Annotated in this window: 12 protein-coding genes, 2 tRNA genes and 1 pseudogene; 6 read left to right on the plus strand and 9 right to left on the minus strand. The window is 62.0% G+C overall.

Annotated features, from left to right (window positions below):
- Positions 1–291: 291 nt before the first annotated feature.
- The 3 genes from Tam10B_RS10045 (at position 292) to Tam10B_RS10055 (ending at position 5,802) form a co-directional block, all read left to right on the plus strand.
- Positions 292–1,995, plus strand: a complete 1,704-nt coding sequence (locus Tam10B_RS10045; protein ID WP_093961114.1) for a DUF5605 domain-containing protein — start codon at positions 292–294, stop codon at positions 1,993–1,995.
- Positions 1,996–2,292: 297 nt separating this feature from the next.
- Complete coding sequence (locus tag Tam10B_RS10050) at positions 2,293–3,930, plus strand: MDR family MFS transporter (protein WP_093961115.1); 1,638 nt, start codon at positions 2,293–2,295, stop codon at positions 3,928–3,930.
- 867 nt (positions 3,931–4,797) lie between these two features.
- A complete protein-coding gene (locus Tam10B_RS10055) occupies positions 4,798–5,802 on the plus strand; it encodes an AEC family transporter (protein ID WP_093961116.1) in 1,005 nt (334 codons plus the stop codon).
- Between the two features lie 348 nt (positions 5,803–6,150).
- On the opposite strand, the gene Tam10B_RS10060 is transcribed toward Tam10B_RS10055, so the two are convergent.
- Both Tam10B_RS10060 and Tam10B_RS10065 read right to left on the minus strand, forming a co-directional pair.
- Positions 6,151–6,223: transfer RNA gene (locus Tam10B_RS10060), tRNA-Ala, on the minus strand.
- Positions 6,224–6,273: 50 nt separating this feature from the next.
- Positions 6,274–6,347 (minus strand) — tRNA-Ile (locus tag Tam10B_RS10065).
- A 172-nt stretch (positions 6,348–6,519) separates the two neighbouring features.
- Here Tam10B_RS10065 and Tam10B_RS10070 point away from each other — a divergent pair.
- The gene (locus Tam10B_RS10070) at positions 6,520–7,119 is read left to right on the plus strand and encodes a M48 family metallopeptidase (RefSeq protein WP_093961117.1); all 600 of its coding nucleotides are present in this window, start codon (positions 6,520–6,522) and stop codon (positions 7,117–7,119) included.
- 431 nt (positions 7,120–7,550) lie between these two features.
- Here Tam10B_RS10070 and Tam10B_RS10075 read toward each other — a convergent pair whose 3' ends face one another.
- From Tam10B_RS10075 to Tam10B_RS10090, 4 genes and pseudogenes are all read right to left on the minus strand, one after another.
- The gene (locus Tam10B_RS10075; RefSeq protein ID WP_093961118.1) at positions 7,551–8,030 is read right to left on the minus strand and encodes a Dps family protein; all 480 of its coding nucleotides are present in this window, start codon (positions 8,028–8,030) and stop codon (positions 7,551–7,553) included.
- Between the two features lie 467 nt (positions 8,031–8,497).
- Positions 8,498–9,825, minus strand: a pseudogene (locus tag Tam10B_RS10080) (hemolysin family protein); the annotation flags it as partial.
- Positions 9,826–9,859: 34 nt separating this feature from the next.
- Complete coding sequence (locus Tam10B_RS10085; RefSeq protein WP_408606662.1) at positions 9,860–10,486, minus strand: carbonic anhydrase; 627 nt, start codon at positions 10,484–10,486, stop codon at positions 9,860–9,862.
- Positions 10,487–10,747: 261 nt separating this feature from the next.
- On the minus strand, positions 10,748–13,507 hold the full coding sequence (locus Tam10B_RS10090; protein ID WP_093961119.1) for a phosphoenolpyruvate carboxylase: 2,760 nt from the start codon (positions 13,505–13,507) through the stop codon (positions 10,748–10,750).
- Between the two features lie 279 nt (positions 13,508–13,786).
- Between Tam10B_RS10090 and Tam10B_RS10095 the strand changes: the two genes are divergently transcribed.
- Positions 13,787–15,610 carry a threonine/serine exporter family protein gene (locus Tam10B_RS10095; protein ID WP_233133693.1) on the plus strand — a complete coding sequence of 608 codons (1,824 nt, stop codon included), beginning with the start codon at positions 13,787–13,789 and terminating at the stop codon, positions 15,608–15,610.
- A 773-nt stretch (positions 15,611–16,383) separates the two neighbouring features.
- On the opposite strand, the gene Tam10B_RS10100 is transcribed toward Tam10B_RS10095, so the two are convergent.
- Positions 16,384–17,397, minus strand: a complete 1,014-nt coding sequence (locus tag Tam10B_RS10100) for an aldo/keto reductase (RefSeq protein WP_093961120.1) — start codon at positions 17,395–17,397, stop codon at positions 16,384–16,386.
- Between the two features lie 274 nt (positions 17,398–17,671).
- Between Tam10B_RS10100 and Tam10B_RS10105 the strand changes: the two genes are divergently transcribed.
- The gene (locus tag Tam10B_RS10105) at positions 17,672–18,118 is read left to right on the plus strand and encodes a MerR family transcriptional regulator (RefSeq protein ID WP_093961128.1); all 447 of its coding nucleotides are present in this window, start codon (positions 17,672–17,674) and stop codon (positions 18,116–18,118) included.
- A gap of 176 nt (positions 18,119–18,294) precedes the next feature.
- Here the strand turns inward: Tam10B_RS10105 and Tam10B_RS10110 are convergent, their stop codons facing one another.
- Together Tam10B_RS10110 and Tam10B_RS10115 are read right to left on the minus strand one after the other, a co-directional pair.
- A complete protein-coding gene (locus Tam10B_RS10110; protein WP_093961121.1) occupies positions 18,295–18,609 on the minus strand; it encodes a transcriptional regulator in 315 nt (104 codons plus the stop codon).
- A complete protein-coding gene (locus Tam10B_RS10115; protein ID WP_093961122.1) occupies positions 18,606–19,202 on the minus strand; it encodes a hypothetical protein in 597 nt (198 codons plus the stop codon). Before Tam10B_RS10115 ends, Tam10B_RS10110 begins: the two co-directional genes overlap by 4 nt.
- Positions 19,203–19,743 lie beyond the last annotated feature (541 nt).

Below are 19,743 nucleotides of genomic sequence, written 5' to 3' on the forward strand. Positions count from 1 at the left end.
AGGTAGTAACTTGAGTTGTTCGACGATGAATGTTCCGGTTTCGTCAAATGATCTAAGTTACGCCCACTTTCTGATTCGGGCTTCTTCCCCTCACCCTTGAGAAGCCCGAATCACAAAGCCTTGATCGCCCATCGCGATCCGCCATAACCACAACCAAACATCAGTCGCACGTCGAGGAAATCGCAACAGCGCAACCTTTTTCGACAAACGCATCCGTTGATGTCCGTCGCCGTACATCGACGCCAGGCCCCACCCACACCCATCCACCGGCATCAGCAGGAGGAACCCATCATGACCACCACGCCGACCGCAGCCAACAACACCGCCGTCCCCATCGATCCGATCGCTATCGTGCGAGTTTCCCCGCAGTCCGCGCTCGCCGAAGCGTCCGCCGTCACCGCAAAGGCCCCTCACGTCGAACGCTACGGACTCTTCGAGATCGCGCTCGCCGGCACGGCCGACGGCAATCCGTACGTCGACGTGGACCTGTCCGCCGACTTCACTTCCACTGCGACCGGCGAAACCGTCACCGTCGGCGGTTTCTACCGTGGCAACGGCGACTACGCCATCCGATTCATGCCGCTCGAGGAAGGCGAATGGCGCTACGTCACGCACAGCGCCGCCGACCCGTCGCTGAACGCCATCTGCGGCACCCTGATCGCCGATCCGGCCGGCGAGAACAATCACGGCCGCGTTCTGCGCGCCACCGACGTCCACCGCGCCGCCGCCGAACCCGAGACCGACCCCGCCGGCAGCGAGCTCAAGTTCCAGTTCAGCTACGAGGACGGCACCCGCTACATGCCCTTCGGCACCACCTGCTATGCGTGGACCAGCCAGAGCCAGGCCGTGCAGGACCAGACCGTGGAGACCCTCGCCGCCGCGCCGTTCAACAAGATCCGCATGTGCGTGTTCCCCAAGTTCTACGACTTCAACAACGCCGATCCCGACGTCTTCGCCTACGAGGGCAGCATGGAGAACGGCTTCGACCACACGCGCTTCAATGAGGAGCTGTTCGCCAACCTCGATCGTCGCATCGGCCAGCTGTGCGCGCTTGGTATCGAGGCTGACATCATCCTGCTGCACCCGTACGACAAGCCCGAGTGGGGCTTCTCCAAGATGAGCCGCGAAGCCGACATCATGTATCTCACGTACATGGCCCGCCGCTACGGCGCCTACCGCAACGTATGGTGGTCGCTCGCCAACGAATACGATCTCATGCCGCAGAAGTCGCTCGAGGACTGGCGCACGTACGCGCGTGTGGTCATGGCCAACGATGCGTTCGGTCACCTGCGCTCCATCCACAACTGCGTGACCGTGTACGACTACAACGAGCCGTGGTGCACGCACTGCTCCATCCAGCGCGTGGACGTGACCCGCACCACCGAATGCATCGCCGACTGGCGCAGGGAATACGGCAAGCCCGTGGTGTGCGACGAACCCGGCTACGAAGGCAACATCTACTGGGGCTGGGGCAGCCTGCCCGCCACCGAGCTCATGCGCCGCTACTGGGAGGGCCTGATGCGCTGCGGCACCGTGACGCACGGCGAATCGTTCATCGACAAGGGCGACCAGATCTGGTGGGCGCACGGCGGCACCCTGCACGGCGAAACCCCCGCGCGCATCGCGTTCATGCGCGGCATCTTCGAGACCGCGCCGCGCGCCGCCAGTCCGCTGGACGCCGACACCGCGCCGGAGGACGTGTGGAGCGTGAACCCGGTCGACGTCTCGCAGCCGCTCAACGGCGCCATGGAAAAGGCCATGAAGTTCTGGGACGTGCCCGTGCTGCGCGCCGGCACCGACTGGCAACTCGTGTACTTCGGCTGGTATCAGCAGCTCTACCGCGAGTTCGACCTGCCCGCCGGCGGCGAATACACGGTCGACGTGATCGACACGTGGAACATGACCATCGATCGTCTGCCCGGCACCTACACCGGCACCGTGCGCGCCGACCTTGGCGGCAGGCAGTACATGGCCGTGCGCATCCAGCGCGCATAGTCGTTGCGTGGAGCGCTCCTAGTGTGATCCCACCAAGGCATGAACGGCCCGATCTTGCTGACGGATAAATCCGGAAACGAGCGGGCCGTTTGTCATGAACAAGAGTAGAGTACTTGCGTCGGTCAAACAGGTGACCGACGAACCGACCCGTGCACGATGACCATGCGATGACAGCGGCGGCATGCGCTCCGGCCACATCCGGCCTCACGACAACGACTGCTCGGAAACGCACGACGACAGACGCCGACGGATCGGCGCAAGAGGCGGCAGACAGGCAGACAGGGAAGGTGAGACGGCATGACGACCGATGGGCGCAACGAATTCCATGGCCGCGACGATATCAATGACCGCGACGAATATTCCACGGAACAGGTGGGGTCAACCGCAAACGAGACATCGGCAGTCGAAACGCCAACGTCGAACAACGATCGCAGTGCATCCCGCACCCTCACCAGCGAGGAATCCTACCGGGACGGCCATCTCACGCACACCGCATTCATGTCGCTTGCGATCCTCACATTCATCACGTTCATCGGCAACTTCACACAGCTGCAGCTCAGCTCCGCGCTGCCGTCGATCGTCACCGAATTCCACGTGAGCGTGACCACCGGACAGTGGCTCACCTCCGTGTTCCAGCTCGTCATGGGCGTGATGGTGCCGCTCACCGCGTTCCTCACCAAACGCTTCTCCACACGGCAGATCGTCATCACATCGATGGTCGTGTTCACGATCGGATCGGCGCTCGCCTGGACCGCGCCCACATTCCTGCTGCTGCTGGCCGGACGCGTGCTTGAGGCCATCGGCACGGGTGTGATGTGGCCGGTGCTGCAGATCACCGTGTTCTCCATCTACCCGCTCTCCCGACGCGGCATGGCCATGGGCACGGTGGGCCTGGCCATGAGTGTGGCTCCGGCGCTCGGCCCCACGCTCGGTGGCTGGCAGACCGATATGGGCGGCTGGCGTTCCATCTTCCTCACGCTCACCGTGATCGGCGTGCTCAGTCTCGCCGCGTCCGTGCTGGGGCTGCGCAACTTCGGTGCGCACGACCCGTCGGTCAAGGCCGACTTCTTCTCTGTGATGCTGTCGATCTTCGGATTCGGCGGGCTCATGTTCGGCTTCACGAACATCGAGGCCTTCCCCATCACGCATCCGATGACCTGGCTGCCCATGACGATCGGCGTGCTCGGCATCATCTGGTTCGTCACGCGCCAGCTGCGTCGTGACAAGCCGCTGCTCAACCTGCGCGTGCTGAAGAACCACGGGTTCATGATCGGCACGATCATCGCGTCCATCGCGTTCTTCGCATTCAGTTCGATCATGGTGATCATGCCGCTCTACATTCAGAACGACCGCGGCTACTCCGCCACGCTCAGCGGCCTGATCATGATGCCCGGCGCTATCGGCATGGCCATCACGCAGTTCTTTGGCGGCAAGGCGCTCGACAAGTTCGGAGCCCGTCCCGTGGTGATCACCGGTAGCGTGATTCTGACGCTCGGCACGTTCGCCATGAGTCTGATCTCCATGCATTCGTGGATCTGGTGGGTGTCGATCTGCCAGTTCACGCGTCAGATCGGTATGGGTTTCGTGCTCATGCCCGTAACCACGTGGTCGTTGAACTGTCTGGACCCGGAGGACGTGTCGGCGGGGTCGTCCGTTACGAACACGGCCCGTCAGATCGCCGGCGCCATGGGCGCACCGGTGCTGGTCATCCTCATGGAGACTATGGCGGCCGCGCGCAAGGCGGCGCTTGGAGGAGGTGCGGATGTGGCCGTGGCCGCAAGCATCTTCGGCATCCAGTGGGTACTGCGCATCAGCGGCATGCTGTGCATCGCCATGGTGCTGATCGCCGTGTTTGGGGTGCGAGGCCAGGGTGCCGGCACCGCGCATGGCGCCCTGCAGCGCATTCGCGAGGTCCGCGTGCGGGCTCGTCACTGACCGTTCTGGCTGTTATACGAAAAACTTGCCGGCGCCGGGGTGATGACAACCGGTGCCGGGAGCATTGTGCCGTATTCCAAGCCGCGGAATGCGGCTATTCCCCGTTTTGGAGGTCCTTTCGAGCTGTTGCAGGATCATAACCTTCGATTTGGAGGTCCTTCGCCAAGTAGCCGGACTCTGGAATCGCGCATTATTGTGCAAGAATTAATTGTTTGCGGCTACTAACTGCTGAATAGGGCCCTGGGCGCCATATTGTCTGCAAACGGAAAGACCTCCAAATCGGTAGATAGCATCTCGTCGAACCGGCAAAGAACTACACGACTTCACGATAGGTGGTAAAACCGGTGAAAGCGTGGGCCTGAAAGTCGGCGCATGCACCGTATGCGGCTCCCGAGGCGGAAGCGATCCCGGAAAAAGAGAACCCCGGCGGGTTGGGCGCCGGGGTAGAGAGAGGAAGAGAGAAGAAGGGTTCAGTTATCAGGTTCCTAGTGGAACCTCACCAGCGGTTGTATCCGTTGACAGTTCTTATATAACCGCATGACTCTTGGCACAAGGATGTCAAAGCCTTGGATTTCTCTGGGCAATTCGTGGCGATTGTGTGACGTCGCTTTCGAGGCCGTCACATTTGGTTTTGCTTCCGCTGGTCTTGGCGCACTCCTCCGAAGAGCTTCAATTATGGAAAATAGTGGTTACCGTCGTGCCATCGGGGGTGTATCGGTATACCGTATTACTGTCTGGATCACCGTCCGGCCCACGCCCCACAGACGGGACGCCCGACCGGGATGATCGGTCAGGAAGAACGACTGAGACAATGCGCAACGCAACGAATGACGAACGACGAACTGCGTGCGGACCGTGGGAGGCTATATGGAGAAGATCATTGAGCCGGTGGTGTTCCTATGCATCATCTTGCTGGGCTACGCGTTCAAACGCATCGGCTGGGTGAAGTCCGACGACTACAAGGTCATGCAGAAGATCGTGTTCAATCTGCTGCTGCCGGCCGCCGTGGTCGTGTCGTTCATCAACAACGAGCATGATCTGCGACTCCTGTGGGTGGCGCTGTTCGGCTTCTGCGCGTCGGTCATCCCGATTCTCACCATCTACCTGTTCACAGGCAAGACCCCGCTCGGCAATCGCGCGTTCTATATGCTCAATGGTTCCGGCTTCAACATCGGCTGTTTCGCGCTGCCGGTGGTGCAGGCGCTGATGGGCCCCGGACCAGCCGTGGCCGTGGTCATGTTCGATATCGGCAATTCGGTGATGATGTCGGCCGGCATGAACGCCGTGACCACGCAGCTGCTGCGCATCGACGACACCAGTCCGCTCACCCCGGAGGAGCAGTCCCGTCCGCTTGGCCCGCGCCCGCCGCGCAAGGTTCTAGACAAGGATGCGCGCCGACTCCAGCGCAGGGCGAACTTCCGCCGCATCGCCCGAAACTTCTACTCGTCCGCCGCGTTCATGACGTATATGCTCATGCTGGTGTTCATGATCTCCGGCTTCGCGATTCCGCACTGGGTGGGTACGGTGCTGCAGCCGTTCTCGAACGCCAACGCGTTCTGTTCCATGTTCATGGTGGGCATGCTGATGGATGTGCCGCACGGCATGAAGGACGTCAAGCCGCTGGCCACCGTGATCGCATGGCGCTGGGCGTTCGCGTTCATCTTCTCGGTGGCGGCCTGGTTCATCCTGCCGGTGGATCCGGAGATCCGCAAAGCCGTGATCTTCGTATGCTTCGCTCCCGTGGGCGTGTTCTCCACGCTGTTCACCGACCGTGTGCTCGGTAACGCGCGACTGGCCGGTCTGTGTCTGGCGAGCACCGGCACGCTCGGCCTGGTCGCCATGACCGTCGCCAACCTCGTGATTCCCGTGTGATCATCCTTCCTCGGGCTCCCCTCTGAAGGAGCTGCTGCAATGGAATTGGCTCCCCTCCCAGGGAGGGGAGCTGTCAGCGTCAGCTGACTGAGGGGAGGGCTCCAGCACCTTCGCCTCCAATAACCATCCCACTGGTCACACGCTCTTGGGCCACGTGCCTTGGGCCATGCAATCCAAATTCATCCCTCCCGCCCTGCTGCCGCCGCGCACCTGCACCGTCCGTGCACCGTTGCGTGCGATATCCGTGCTATAAGACCGGCAAAAACAACCGCTCGATCCGAACACGGGCGGAGCGCGTAGAAACAGAAAAAGGCTTGAAATCACAACGATTTCAAGCCTTCACATATGTGGAGCATGCCGGGTTCGAACCGGCGACCCTCTGCTTGCAAAGCAGATGCGCTACCAGCTGCGCCAATGCCCCAGTTTTTTGGGAGAAAAAAAGCGGCCCGAAAAGCCGCTGTCTTCTCTGTGTGGGCCCGGGAGGACTTGAACCTCCGACCTCATCCTTATCAGGGATGCGCTCTAACCACCTGAGCTACGGGCCCGATCCATGTGCAATCTCGAAATCGCACAAGCAATTACTATAGCGGTAGGTTGTCAGTCTGTCCAATATCGGCGTGTCGCGTTATTCTATGCGGGTTTGAGGGTGAAATCTCGGTCCCTGCGTCGACGATTCACCGTCCCGGTACGTACCGAAAAATCGGAAAGGAGTCCGCGATGGCCGGTCGTCGAACGCTTGCCGTGGAGATCCTGGACATGGGCGACCTGCATATCCGGGTCGCGCGCAAGGCCGTGAAGAACATGTATCTGCGGATCAAGCCGCCGGACGGTCGTGTCGAGATCACCGCTCCGGTGCGGATGAGTCATGCACAGATCGAGCAGTTCGTGCGTTCCCGACGACCGTGGATCCGAAAGGCTCGGCAGCGGATCCTTGATCACGCCACGGTTTCGCCGCCCCAGACCCGTCCCCCGTTCGGCGCGCCATGGAGCACGGAACGCAAAACCTGGGCCAAAACGGTCATCAATGCGCGTCTGCCGGAGCTGCTGCGCAAGTGGACACCGATCGTCGGCAAGACCCCGACGAACGTCTCGCTGCGTGCAATGACGTCGCGATGGGGGTCGTGCACGCCGGCGACCGGCCGCATCCGTCTCAATCTCGAACTGGCGTATCTGCCCGAACGGTATCTGGAATACGTGCTGGTGCACGAACTGACGCATCTGTGGGAGCACGGGCATGGCGAGGGATTTCGCCGCCGCATGACCGCATACCTGCCCGAGTGGCGGCGATTGCGGCGCGAACTCAACCAACTGGTGTGATGCGCGGTATATGACTCGTTCATCGACGGACGGCGTTCACGCGCATTCGGTTACGTTCGGTTGCCCGATGAAAACGAAACGTAACCGAAAGCGGTTCGACAATTCCGTTCTGTACAGCATCGGTAATGAAACGTACTCTGACGACGGCTTTCCGTTACGTTCCGTTTTGATGGCGGAACGAAACGTAACCGTGGAGGCGTGGCCGGTTACGTTCTGTTTCGGCGCCGAAGCGCAGCGTAACGGGGTTTTCCGCCACCTCCGGCCGTTCGGCGCGGGTATACCGCGTGCGTGCATCAGACCCGCGGTGAAAGACGCCGCACGGTATGGGTTTGTTGTGCGGATACGACGAACCCGCAGCGGGGAACGTGCTCCGCTGCGGGTTCGTTACAAGTGCGAGGGTTCCGGCAGCTCCATACGCCGCCGATCGGCCCCTACGCGATGTGGCTGCGCAGGAACCACTGGAACAGCTCCAGCGCCTGCACGTGGTCCTGCACGATGTTGGAACTGACCACGTCCAGTTCGTCGAGCTCGGCGATGGCTTTGCGGTCGTCGGTGATGAACACGTCGTAGTAGTCGATCAGCGCCTTGATGTAATCCTCGGTGGAGGCGCGGCCCTTGAGATCCAGCCCCTTCCACGAGCGGTTGCGCACGATCGCGTCGGGCGTGCCGTCGGGCGAGCCGCCCAGCGTGGCGATGCGTTCGGCGGTCTCGTCGGCCTGGGCGAGCACGACCTCGACCTGCGGGTCGAGCATCTCATGCACGGCGATGAAGTTCGGTCCGGTCACGTTCCAGTGCGCGTGCTTGAGCACCAGAGCGGCCTCCTGCTCCTGGCTGAGACGGTTCTGCAGAATGGCGATCGCCTTTTCCGCCTGCTCGTCGCTCAGGCCGGGGACGGTGAATTGAAGCGTCATGATGATTCCCCTTTGCTGATGTGCTGATATCGATTGGTTGTGGATCGGCGTGCCGGTCAGTCGAATCACCGCCGATGCGCGGACCATCGTGGTCCGTTGCTGATTCAATTCTAGGCCCGCACGACGGCCAATCGTTCAGCGACGGGCGTAGATGCGACTCGCCGTGATATCGCGGTCGTGCGTGCGTCGATCGCGACCGTTCACGGCGAGTCGTTCCCACGCTGATGCAGAGGTGATGTCGTTGATGCCGATGCGGCAGACGGTGTTCGGCGGGATCACCCGGAACCGCCCAGGGACTACCTGACGAGTCCGTCCGGCCCGACGAACGGTGATCCGTCGTCGTGTGTGGCGTCGCCGCCGGCACGATCCGTGGAGGCCGTGGTACCGCCTTCGCCGTGTCCATGACCGTGTCCGTCCTTCTCGCCGCCGTTGCCATTACCGGCGCCATGGCCGTCATCATTGCCGTCGGCGTCGCTGCGTTGCACCTCGATCGTCTGAATACGACGACCGTCCACTTCGGTGATGACCATGTCGTATCCGTCGTCGGAGTGCAGCACGGCGCCCACCTTGCCCATTTCGCCGGTCTTCGCGAGGAAGTATCCGGCCACGGTCTCGTACGGGCCGTCCTCGAGCTCGATGCCGGTGAGCTCGTCGAAGTCCTCGATCGTCATGCCGCCGTCAATGCGCGCCACGCCGCCCACGAACGCCGAACCGGGCTTCTTGCCGCCGGCCTCCTCGGGCAGATCGTATTCGTCGCGGATGTCGCCCACGAGCTCCTCGGTCATGTCCTCCAGCGTCACGATGCCGTCGGTGCCGCCGTATTCGTCGATCACGATGGCCAGGTGGATGCCACGTTTGCGCAGCAGCGACAGGCTGGGCAGCAGTTTCGACGTGCCGGGCAGTGAGATGCCCTCGCGCGTCACGTCGGCCACGGTCTTCGCCTCCTTGTTGCGCACGTCGAGCAGATCGCGCACGTGCACGAAGCCGAGTACGTCGTCGAAGTCCTTGCCGATCACCGGGTATCGCGAGTACGGCATGTCGTGCACGAAGTCGGCGGCCTTGTCGAGTACGGCATGTCGTGCACGAAGTCGGCGGCCTTGTCGAGCGGCATGTCGCCGTCGATGAACACGACGTCGGCGCGCGGACGCATGACCTCCGCCACGATCGTCTCGGACGCGTCGAACACGTCGTCGAGGATCACACGCTCGTCCTTGCTCAGGTTCGTGTTCGACGACACGAGCACGCGCAGCTCGTCGTCGGACACTTCGGATTCGGTTTCGTTCGGATCAAAGCCGAGCAGACGCACGATGCCGTTCGTGTTCTTGCCGATCAGCCAGATGATCGGACGGCAGATCGTGGCGAACACGTCGATCGCGGGGACCACGGCGCGGGCGATCGCCTCGGTCTTCTGCATGGCGATGCGCTTGGGCACCATTTCCGAGATGACGATCGAGCAGTAGGAGATGACGAGCGTCAGGCCGATCGTGATGAGCGGATTGGCTACGAACGTGGGTACGCCCCAGCTTTCGACCAGCGGGATCAGGAACGGCGCGATGGACGATGCGCCGAACGATGCCGAAAGAAAACCGGACAGCGTGACGCCGATCTGCACGGTGGATAGGAACGTATTCGGGTCGCGGGCGATCTTCGCCACGCGGGCGCCTCGGGCATCCTCCTGCTCCATCTGTTCGATCTGCGAGCCGCGCAGACTCACCAGCGCGAGCTCGGTGCCGGAGAACATGGCGCCGATGACCAGAAAGACGAAAATCAGTAGGATATTCAAACCAAGTGACATGCTTCCACCCTAATGGGAGCCCTACCTCCCCCACTCAGAACGACAGCACCTCCACCTTGCCGTCATCGAGCTTGTAGCGCGCGCCCACCAGCGACACCGCGCCGGAATGCACGGCCTCGCGGATCACCGCGGAATCGGTGACCAGCGCCTCGAGCGTCTGTGCCACATGGATGCGCTCCACATCCTCGGCGGTATCCAGATCGGAATCCATCGCGAGCCGTGCGGACGCGCCCACCTCGCGCATGAGGATCGAACGGAATCCCTCGTCCTCCGCGTTCTCGTCGCCGGCCAGCACCTTCATGGCCGCGGCCACAGCGCCGCAGTTCTGATGGCCCATCACCACGATCAGACTCACATGCAGATGCAGCACCGCGTATTCCAGCGATTCGAGCACGGCGTCGTCCACCACTTCGCCGGCGGTGCGAATGGTGAACAGATCGCCCAGCCCCTCGTCGAAGATGATCTCCGGGGGCACACGCGAATCGGAGCAGGACAGGACCGCAGCGTCGGGCGTCTGCGCGTCGATCAGCGATTCGCGGGTCTCACGGTCCTGCCACGGGTGTTCGGCCTTGCCCTCGGCGAAACGACGGTTGCCCGCCAGCATACGGCTCCATGCCGCGTCGGCGCGGGTTCGTCCGTCAAGTCCGTCATGCTCATTCATCTGTGCCATGCTGCACCTCCATCGACGATGATCCGTCACCAATGAAACCCGCGCGCACCGACAAGCCTGTGGGTGTCGGCCATGCAAATCGAATCTGGGTATAACCGCATCATGAAGACGGTCGAAACGGTGCTCTCATGATGCGGATATACCCAGAACTCAGATACACCCGGATACGGAAAGGGCCCGCCATGGGTATCCGAAATCGGATATCCACGACGGGCCCTCTCACCCCTTACGGCCGGGAATCCCGGCGGCGGATCAGCCCGTGTTCTGCAGGCCTGCCGCCACACCGGACACGGTGCAGAGAATCAGATAGATGAAGTCCGCGGTCTGGGACTCGCTCAGCTCGTTCTTCTCGTCGCGACGACGGACCGAACGCAGCGCGCGCACCTGCGTGACCGACAGAGCGTTCACGTACGGCGAGCGGATGCGGATGGCCTGGCCGAGCACGTGACGGTGCTGCAGCGGCCACTCGTCGCCCACGATCTTCAGAACCCACTTGCGGGTGAGCGCCATCTCCTTGAGCACCTTGTCGCGCAGATCGTCACGATCGCCGAGAGCCAGATACAGCTTGGCGATGCGCTCGTCGGTCTTGGCCAGCGACATCTCGATGTTGTCGATGAAGGTGCTGAACAGCGGCCACTCCTCGTACGCCTTGCGCATGGTGGCAAGGTCGCCGAACTGCTCGCATGCGGAACCCAGACCGTACCAGGCGGCCAGGTTGATGCGGGCCTGGGCCCAGGAGAACACCCACGGGATCGTGCGCAGATCGTCGAGCGACTTCGCGCCCAGACCACGCTTGGCCGGACGGGAGCCGATCGGCAGCAGGCCGACCTCGGTAAGCGGGGTGACGATGGAGAACCACGGTGCGAAGTCCGGCGTGTTCAGCAGGTCGAGGAAGCGCGCGTGAGACGCGTCGTCGAGCTGCTTGGTCATGTCGGCGTACTTCGCGGTCATCTCCGTGTTCGTCTTCTCCACGCTCGGAGCGGACTGCAGCAGCGTGGCCGAGGCGACGGACTCGATGTGGCGCACGGCCAGCACCGGGTTGCCATAACGGGCGAAGATGACCTCTCCCTGCTCGGTGAGCTTGAAGCGGCAGTTCACGGAGCCACGCGGCTGGGCGAGCACGGCACGGTTGGCCGGGCCACCGCCACGACCGACGGCGCCGCCACGACCGTGGAACAGCGTCAGATCGAGGTTGTTGGCCTCGGCCCATTCCACGATGCGCGCCTCGGCGGAATGCAGGGCCAGCGTAGCGGTGGTCGGGCCGGCGTCCTTCGACGAATCGGAGTAGCCGAGCATGACCTCGAGCTTGCGGCCGGTGGCCTTCAGGCGAGCCTGCACCTCCGGGATCTTCAGCATGGCGTCGAGTACGTCCACGCAGTTCTGCAGATCCTCAAGCTGCTCGAACAGCGGAATCACGTCGATGATCGGCGCATCCTCCGGGTGCTCGAACGCCAGACGGTTCAGCTCGTACACATCCTTGATGTTCTGAGCGGACTTGGTGAACGAGATGATGTAGCGGCGGGCGGCCTTGATGCCGTTGCGACGCTGGATCGAACCGAGCGCGCGGAAGGTGTCGAGCACCTCGCGGGTCATCGGCTGCAGTTCGCCGCGTTCGCCGTGCAGACCATGCTCGCGAATATCGGCGAGGGCACGCGAATGCACCACGGAATGCTGACGGAACTCCATCTCGACCATGTGGAATCCGAACGTCTCGGCCTGCCAGATCAGCGTCTGCAGCGGGCCGTACGCGCTACGCGGAGCGCCGGCGTCGGCCAGCGACTTCTGCACGGTCTTCAGATCGGAGATGTAGTCCTCGCAGGAGTGGTACATCAGATCGGTGTCACGTTCGATGGTGGCGTGCAGACGGTCGGCGATCACCAGCATGACGGCGCGATGCGGCTCCTTGGTGGAGATCAGCTCGGCCTTCTCGGTCAGACGCTCGCTCATCTCGCGCTGGTGGCTCCACAGGCTCAGCAGGCCGGCGCACGGCTTGGTGTCCTTGGACTCCAGCGTGAGGTTGCGGCCCACCTCACGGGTGGCCTCCTCGAGCTTGGCGATCACGTGGTCGCTGAACTTGCGGGCCACCTGACGGCTCACACGGGCGGTCACGTTCGGGTTGCCGTCACGGTCGGAGCCGATCCAGCTGCCCGGGTGGAAGAATGCGGGGCATGCCGGCGGAACCTTGCCCGCCTTGTCGCCCAGCACCCAGTCGTCGAAACGACGGTAGACCTTCGGCACGGTGTCGAACAGCGTGTTGTCGAAGATGTCGAGGATGGTGTCGGCCTCCTCGACCGGAGTCGGCTTCTTCAGCGCGATCGGCGAGGTGCGGAACATGGCGTCGATCTCGTTGAGCATCATGCGCTCGTTCTCCGCCAGATCGGAGCCGCCCAGACGCGGACGCTCCTCCAGCAGTTCGGCGATGCGACGGATCTTGCCTTCCACGGCCTTGCGACGAGCCTCGGTCGGGTGTGCGGTGAACACCGGATGGAACTCCAGCTTCTCCAGCAGCTCCTTGGCCTTGGCCGGTCCGCACTCCTCGATCATGCGCTTGTAGGCGCCGGTCATTTCGTTGATCGGATCGGTGGGGGCATCGACCGGAACCTGCTTCTCGCGCTCATGCAGAACGCTGACGCGGTAGTTCTCCTCCGACAGGTTCGCCAGATGGAAGTATGTGGTGAACGCGCGGGCCAGCAGGGTGGCATCGTCAACGGACACCGAATCAATGAGCTTCACGGCCTTTTCGAAACCGGCCTGCTCAGGATCGTCGTCCTCGTATTCCGCGCTTGTGCCGCCGAACTCGCCACTGGTCGCCTCGTTGGCGTAATCCAGCAGCTGATCGAAGTTCTCCAGCAGATTACCGTCGTACTCCTTCAGCACCGTACGCAGCAAACGAAGGAACAAGTCCATGTTGTTGCCGAGGTTGGCAGGAAGATTCTGCTCCTCGGGTCCCTTCGTGCCGGTTCCGGTGCTAACGATTCCCGAATCGGCGGCTTTGATCGTCTCGTCTGTCATTCAGACCTCCTTTGCCTCGTCACCGGTTGCTCGTCTATCGGCGTTCTGCGGCTCCTCCGCAGTTATTGATGCCGACCGTTCCAAACCCAAAGCCGGTGAACAGACGCCCCACCATTGTATTGCGTCAAAACCTGCGTTTATTACGGGGAGTTTTCATGATGGACGATTCCGGCCGTCGATCGCAGATTCTCCGACCTCAGTTCTGCCCGACGGAGTACAAATGGAGTCGTGATTTTCGGGAAGAAGCATGACAACAACGGAACGCTCCACGGCGCCGCCATGCCGGCCGGCGTGGAAAAAGTGACCAAATTCCACACCCATTCCATCCCGCTCGACATGGAAGACATCGAACGGGACTACGACAAGCCGATCGTCGAGGCCGGAATCGCCGCCAAGGCCAGCGTCATCGTACGCGTCGGCATGCTCGACCTCGGCGCCGGCACGGGAAGCTTCCGCGTGCGACAGATGATGCACCGCATCGCCTACCCGCTCGGCGTGCACGTGCGCGCCGACGTCAACCTCACCGACATCGAGGCCTCCTGCACCGACCACAAGGACCGCGTCACCGAAGTCATCGATCTGCCCACCACAGGTGTCAACACCGAACGCATCTGGCTGCTCGAACACTTCGCCGACTGGTTCAGCGTGAACCTCGGCCACTCCGCCGTCTACCACAACCACGGCGTCGAGCTCTCCGACAGACTCGTGGAGAACCTCAACGTGCGCGACGTCTCCCAGCTGTCCGCCGAAGCGGCCAAGGAGCTGCGCGAAGCCGAGAAGGCGGCCAAGGCACGCGGCGGCGATAACGCGCATGACGTCGATGCGCATGACGTCGCCGAACTGCCCGACAACGCACCCATGCAGTCCACGTCCGCCGCCACCCGGCAGGAACGCATCGACGAAATCGATCGGCAGCGCGAGATCGACGCCGACGACCCCATCGTCAAGCAGATGCAGAACAACGGTAAGAACGAGCCGACCGCAGACGCCAAACCAGGCAAAGCGGCCAAGACGCGCAAGCCGCGAGAGCATCATCCGCCACGCGGACAATACGCCCAGCACTTCGACCATGTCGGCAAGCTCGCCCCCAACGCGACCGACCCGAACTTCAAACCCATCACCGTGCGCGAAGCCCACGAACGACTCGACCTCATCGAACACCGCAAACCGCTCTACAGCGCTGAATTCGCCGGCTTCGCCTCCGCCATCGCCTGCGCATCCTTCGTCTTCCTCCTCGGCGGCGGACTCTACGACATGATCGCCGCATTCGTCGGCGCCGGCATCGGCCACTGGCTGCGCCGCAAACTCTTCGCCAAACACCTCAACCAGTTCTTCGTCACCTTCGTCGCCGTCTTCGTCGCCGCGCTCGCCTGCACCGGCACCCTACGACTCATCGGCTTCTACGATCCGATAGCCCTCGCGCACGACACCGCCTACATAGGCGCCATGCTCTTCGTGATCCCCGGCTTCCCGCTCATCACCGGTGGACTCGACATCGCCAAAATCGACTTCCCCTCCGGCATCCAACGACTCACCTACGCGCTGTCCATCATCCTCATGGCCACGCTCGCAGGCTGGGCCGTCGCCCGCATCGTCTTCCTCAACCCCCAGGGATTCGAACCCCAGGGGCTCAGCCCCCTCATCACCGGCATCCTGCGATTCGTCTTCGCCTTCATCGGAGTCTGGGGCTTCTCCGTCATGTTCAACTCCCCCCAGCGCATGTGCCTCGTCGCCGCCCTCATCGGCGCCATCACCGACACCATGCGACTCGAATTCCAGGACCTTCTCGGCATGCCCCCGGAAGCCGCCACCTTCATCGGCGCCTTCCTCGCCGGTCTCCTCGCCGCCGTCTGGCGCTCCTCCGTCCGCCACGGCTGGCTTCCCCCACACCTCGGCTACCCGCGCATCTGTCTCACCGTGCCGTCCATCGTCATCATGGTCCCCGGAATGTACATGTACCGCGCCATGTTCTACCTCGGCCAGTTCGACACCCAGAACGCCCTCGACTGGGCCTTCCGCGCCTTCATGGTCATCATCTGCCTGCCCATCGGCCTCGCCATGGCACGAGTGGTAACCGACAAATCCTGGCGCTACGACATCTGAAAATCATTGGATAACGGAGTGTCGTCTGCGTTGCGGAAGACTCGACGTACCTTCGTACGCCTTCGTCTTCCGCGCCTTGACGACACACGCGTTATCCAATGATTTTGGAGTGAACGGGATGGGGCATCATCCGCGTTGCTCCTCAGTCGACGTACCTTCGTACGCCTTCCTTCGGTGCGCCTTGGCGACGCACGCATCATGTGAATAATTCGGGCTGGACGGTGTCATCCGCGTTGCTGCGGACTTCGACGTACCTTTGTACGCCTTCGCCTTCCGCGCCTTGACGACACACGCGTTATCCAATGATTTTGGAGTGAACGGGATGGAGCGTCGCCTGCGTTGCTCCTCAGTCGACGTACCTTCGTACGCCTTCCTTCGGTGCGCCTTGGCGGCGCACGCATCATGTGAATAATTCGGGCTAGGCGGGGTGGCGCATCCGCGGTTGGGTCATTTCTCTCCGGCTCCCCTCGCTGACGAGGGGAGCTGTCCGCCGCATGGCGGACTGAGGGGAGGCAGTCATACGCAACTGCTCCCCTTTCACCGCGCACCTCTGCGTGGTTTCCAGCAACTTAGACACGCGTGCACCCCAACTTGGTAGTCCAAACCCAACTTGGTAGTCCAAACGCGACGTTCCTCCCACCTTGTTAGGGGTCACACCGTCCCGTTTCGACTACCAAATTCGTTTCGACTACCAAAATGTCACGTCTCGACTACCAAGATGTCTCATCCGGACCACCGAATCCGGTCACGCAGCGCCGGCCGATCGGCGTCGACTACTTCCCCGCCGCGATCTCGTCGATGCGGCGCAGCTCGTCGTCGCTGAACTCGGTGTTCTTCAGCGCGCCGATGTTGTCGAGAATCTGCTGCGGCTTGGAGGCACCCACCAGCACGGTCGTCACCGCCGGATGATGCAGCAGCCACGCCACCGACATCTCCGCCAGCGTCTGCCCACGGTCGGCGGCCAGATCATTCAGTGCGCGGATCTGCGCCAGACGCTCCGGAGTCAGCGCGTTCTCCTGCAGGAACCGGCCATCGGCCTTGATGCGGCTGTCGTCCGGCACGCCGTTGAGATACCGGTTCGTCAGCAGACCCTGCTGCAGCGGGCTGAACGTGATCACGCCCTTGCCGAGACGCTCGGCCGAATCCAACAGACCGTTCTCCGCCGTCCTGCGATCGAAGATGTTGAACTTGTTCTGATTGATGATGAACGGCACGTGCATCTCCTGCAGGATCGCCGCCGCCTTCTCCATGGTCGGCCCATCATAGTTCGACAGACCCACGTACAGCGCCTTGCCGCTGCTCACCGCCTGCGCCAGCGCTCCCATCGTCTCCTCGAGCGGCGTCTCCGGATCCGGACGATGGTGGTAGAAGATATCCACGTAATCCAGTCCCAGACGCTCCAGACTCTGATCCAGGCTCGCCAGCAGATACTTGCGGCTGCCCCAGTCGCCGTACGGTCCCTGCCACATCTCGTAGCCGGCCTTGGTGCTGATGATCAGTTCGTCGCGATGTCCGCGGAAGTACTCGTGCAGCAGTCGGCCGCAATTCCGTTCCGCAGCTCCCGGCTCCGGACCGTAGTTGTTCGCCAGATCAAAGTGCGTGATGCCGTTGTCGAACGCCGTGAACACCAGCTGCTTCATGTGCTCGTACGGCGTGATGTCGCCGAAGTTGTGCCAGAATCCCAGCGACAGCGCTGGCAGCTTCAGTCCGGAATTGCCGCAGCGGTTGTAGGTCATGCCGTCGTAGCGGGTGGGGGCGGGCGTGTATGTGGTGGTGGGTTCGAACATCGTTGCTCCTTGTCGTATGCCTTTGGAATCGTCGCGGATTCCGTGTCGTTGATTCCATGGTTGCACTTCAAGTACGCTTGAATGCAAATCCATGGAATCCCGACGTTTTCGCCGACGCCATCCGGCGGTTGCCTGGAGGCTGTCTTGTGACATGCCGTCGGTTACGGCGGCGATGACATCGCCGAAGGTGATTCCACGATCGAAACGAGGCTGACTCATGACGAAGAACAATGACGGGAACGTCGAACACCTTGCCGATGACGACACATCCTCTATCGGCTACACCATCCGACAGGTCGCCACGATGTTTCACATGCCGCCGTCCACGCTGCGCTACTACGAGGACGCCGATCTGCTCACCAATGTGGAGCGTGACCTGGCAGGGCAGCGCGTATACCGGGAATGTCATATCAACCGTCTGCGCACGATCTGCTGCTTCAAGCACGCCGGCATGAGCATCGGCGAGCTTCAGCGGTTCTTCGCGTATGAATCCGACGAGCCCGGACACATCGACGAGATCATGGATCTGCTGAACGAGCGACACGAGGCGCTTGACGAGCAGCGCCGTGCGCTTGAGGAGGCTCACGCGCATCTTCTGCGCAAACTGCACTACTACGGTGACATTCAGAAGGCGGTCCGCGCGAATCGTCCACTTCCCGAATGGGGTGAATACCGCAATGCGGTGTTCAGGGAAAGGCCAGTTTCCTCATCCGGTGAATAGATGCACAAAACCTTACATTTCCTAGATTTTTTGAGTGTGAAGAGAACGCTATTCGCTCAGATTGCACAATAGTGGACACCGCTCCGGCAAGACCGGTTCACAAATCGAAGATACCCTGATCCGAGCCGCGAAATTCCGCGGCCGGCAGGCGGGTATCTTCGATTTGTGAACCGCTTTCAGCCAAGAGGACGCCCCTCGGCGATCGCGCGCAACGCCGCCATGTGCGCGGCGAAGGCGTGCGCTCCGGCCGGCAGCATGCGCACCAGCGTCACCTTGTGCCGGTTGAGAATACCCGGCCGCTTTTCCAACGCCACGTACCCGCTCTCCGCCAAAGCCTTGAGATGCTTGGAACAGGCGGCGTCGCTGATCTCCAATGTGTCGCGAATCACGGAGAACTCCAGTGGGTTGCTTGCGGCCAGCAGCCCGCAGATGCGCAGGCGATTGGGCTCATGGATGAGCTCGTCGAAGCGCGGAGTGGCATCGCCGCTCATGGCGTGACCCCATCGCCGGGATTATGCCGGCTTGCGATGAGCCGGCTGATCTCGCGTTCGCGCATCCAGGTGAGCAGTATGATCGCCGTCGCGCCGAGAACAGGCAGAACACCGTACCGCACGATCGTCAGCGAGAGGGGTTCTGCGCCGCCGAGCAGCCGAGCCTGCTCGCGCATCGCGCCTTCGGCCAGAAGCACGATCACCGCCAAGACCGTGGTGAGCGTGTAGTTGAGGACAATGGCGCGATTGCCCATCCACGCGGTTCTGCGCACGCGCTTGCGGCGCTCGTCGGGAATGATGGTGATCGCTTCGAACAGAATGAAGACGGCCAGCAGCTTCATGGTGATGGACGGATCTGAGATCCCCATGCCGGCGAAGAACGCGCCCCATGCGATGCCATGCGCCACGCTGACCCACAGGGGCCAGGCGGCCTTTTTCCCGAGTCTGGCACTGTCCTTGTTGAGTTGCTGCAGGTTCCGATAGGCTTCGGACTGCGGGGTGGTGCTCGGGTCGGCATGGTGCTCCGGGGGCGGTGCGGTCCGCCCGTTCGCGTTATTCGGGTCGATATGAGGAACGGGTTGTTCGATACGCATCGGAATCATCTCCTTTCCGACTTCGTCGTCGGTTGATGAGACGGATTAAGTAATGGGTGGATGCCGCGTTCCGCAAGGGATAAACGTAGCGCGACATGACTGGTGAAATGAATGAACCAAAAGTGCTGGGCGAGCGAATCGAGTGGTGACCGTTCGTCGTCACCGATCATCTGCATCCATCGATCGTAACGGTCGTGATCACGATGATTCTCGATGGAGGAATAACTCTTTCCTCTAAGGAAATAATAACTCTTTCCCTACAGGAAAGTCAATGGAAAAAAGACCGTCGCCGGAGTGGGATTGCCGCCAAGCTACTAAGTATGGAGTCCGAAGTAATGCGACCGGAGATCAGGCCAAGGAACAGGATTCAGTGAGGCTGTGGAGATGGCGAATGTAAGAGAGACCGTCGGTAGCCGCACTTTTGCCGGAGAGATCCGATACTCTGGGTCCCCTCACCGCTGAGGGGAGCTGTCTGCCAAAGGCAGACTGAGGGGAGTCTTGCAAAGGATTACGCCATGAATCGCGCCGCATGCCCCGCATC

The organism is Bifidobacterium vansinderenii (assembly GCF_002234915.1).
In the GTDB taxonomy this organism is placed as follows: Bacteria; Actinomycetota; Actinomycetes; order Actinomycetales; family Bifidobacteriaceae; genus Galliscardovia; species Galliscardovia vansinderenii.

Excerpts from the sequence above, each read along its gene's own strand:
- Tam10B_RS10085 (WP_408606662.1), bottom strand. The coding sequence starts at position 10,486 with ATGAATGAGCATGACGGACTTGACGGACGAACCCGCGCCGACGCGGCA.
- Tam10B_RS10090 (WP_093961119.1), bottom strand. The coding sequence starts at position 13,507 with ATGACAGACGAGACGATCAAAGCCGCCGATTCGGGAATCGTTAGCACC.
- Tam10B_RS10045 (WP_093961114.1), top strand. The coding sequence starts at position 292 with ATGACCACCACGCCGACCGCAGCCAACAACACCGCCGTCCCCATCGAT.
- Tam10B_RS10075 (WP_093961118.1), bottom strand. The coding sequence starts at position 8,030 with ATGACGCTTCAATTCACCGTCCCCGGCCTGAGCGACGAGCAGGCGGAA.
- Tam10B_RS10050 (WP_093961115.1), top strand. The coding sequence starts at position 2,293 with ATGACGACCGATGGGCGCAACGAATTCCATGGCCGCGACGATATCAAT.
- Tam10B_RS10070 (WP_093961117.1), top strand. The coding sequence starts at position 6,520 with ATGGCCGGTCGTCGAACGCTTGCCGTGGAGATCCTGGACATGGGCGAC.
- Tam10B_RS10095 (WP_233133693.1), top strand. The coding sequence starts at position 13,787 with ATGCCGGCCGGCGTGGAAAAAGTGACCAAATTCCACACCCATTCCATC.
- Tam10B_RS10110 (WP_093961121.1), bottom strand. The coding sequence starts at position 18,609 with ATGAGCGGCGATGCCACTCCGCGCTTCGACGAGCTCATCCATGAGCCC.
- Tam10B_RS10115 (WP_093961122.1), bottom strand. The coding sequence starts at position 19,202 with ATGCGTATCGAACAACCCGTTCCTCATATCGACCCGAATAACGCGAAC.
- Tam10B_RS10055 (WP_093961116.1), top strand. The coding sequence starts at position 4,798 with ATGGAGAAGATCATTGAGCCGGTGGTGTTCCTATGCATCATCTTGCTG.
- Tam10B_RS10100 (WP_093961120.1), bottom strand. The coding sequence starts at position 17,397 with ATGTTCGAACCCACCACCACATACACGCCCGCCCCCACCCGCTACGAC.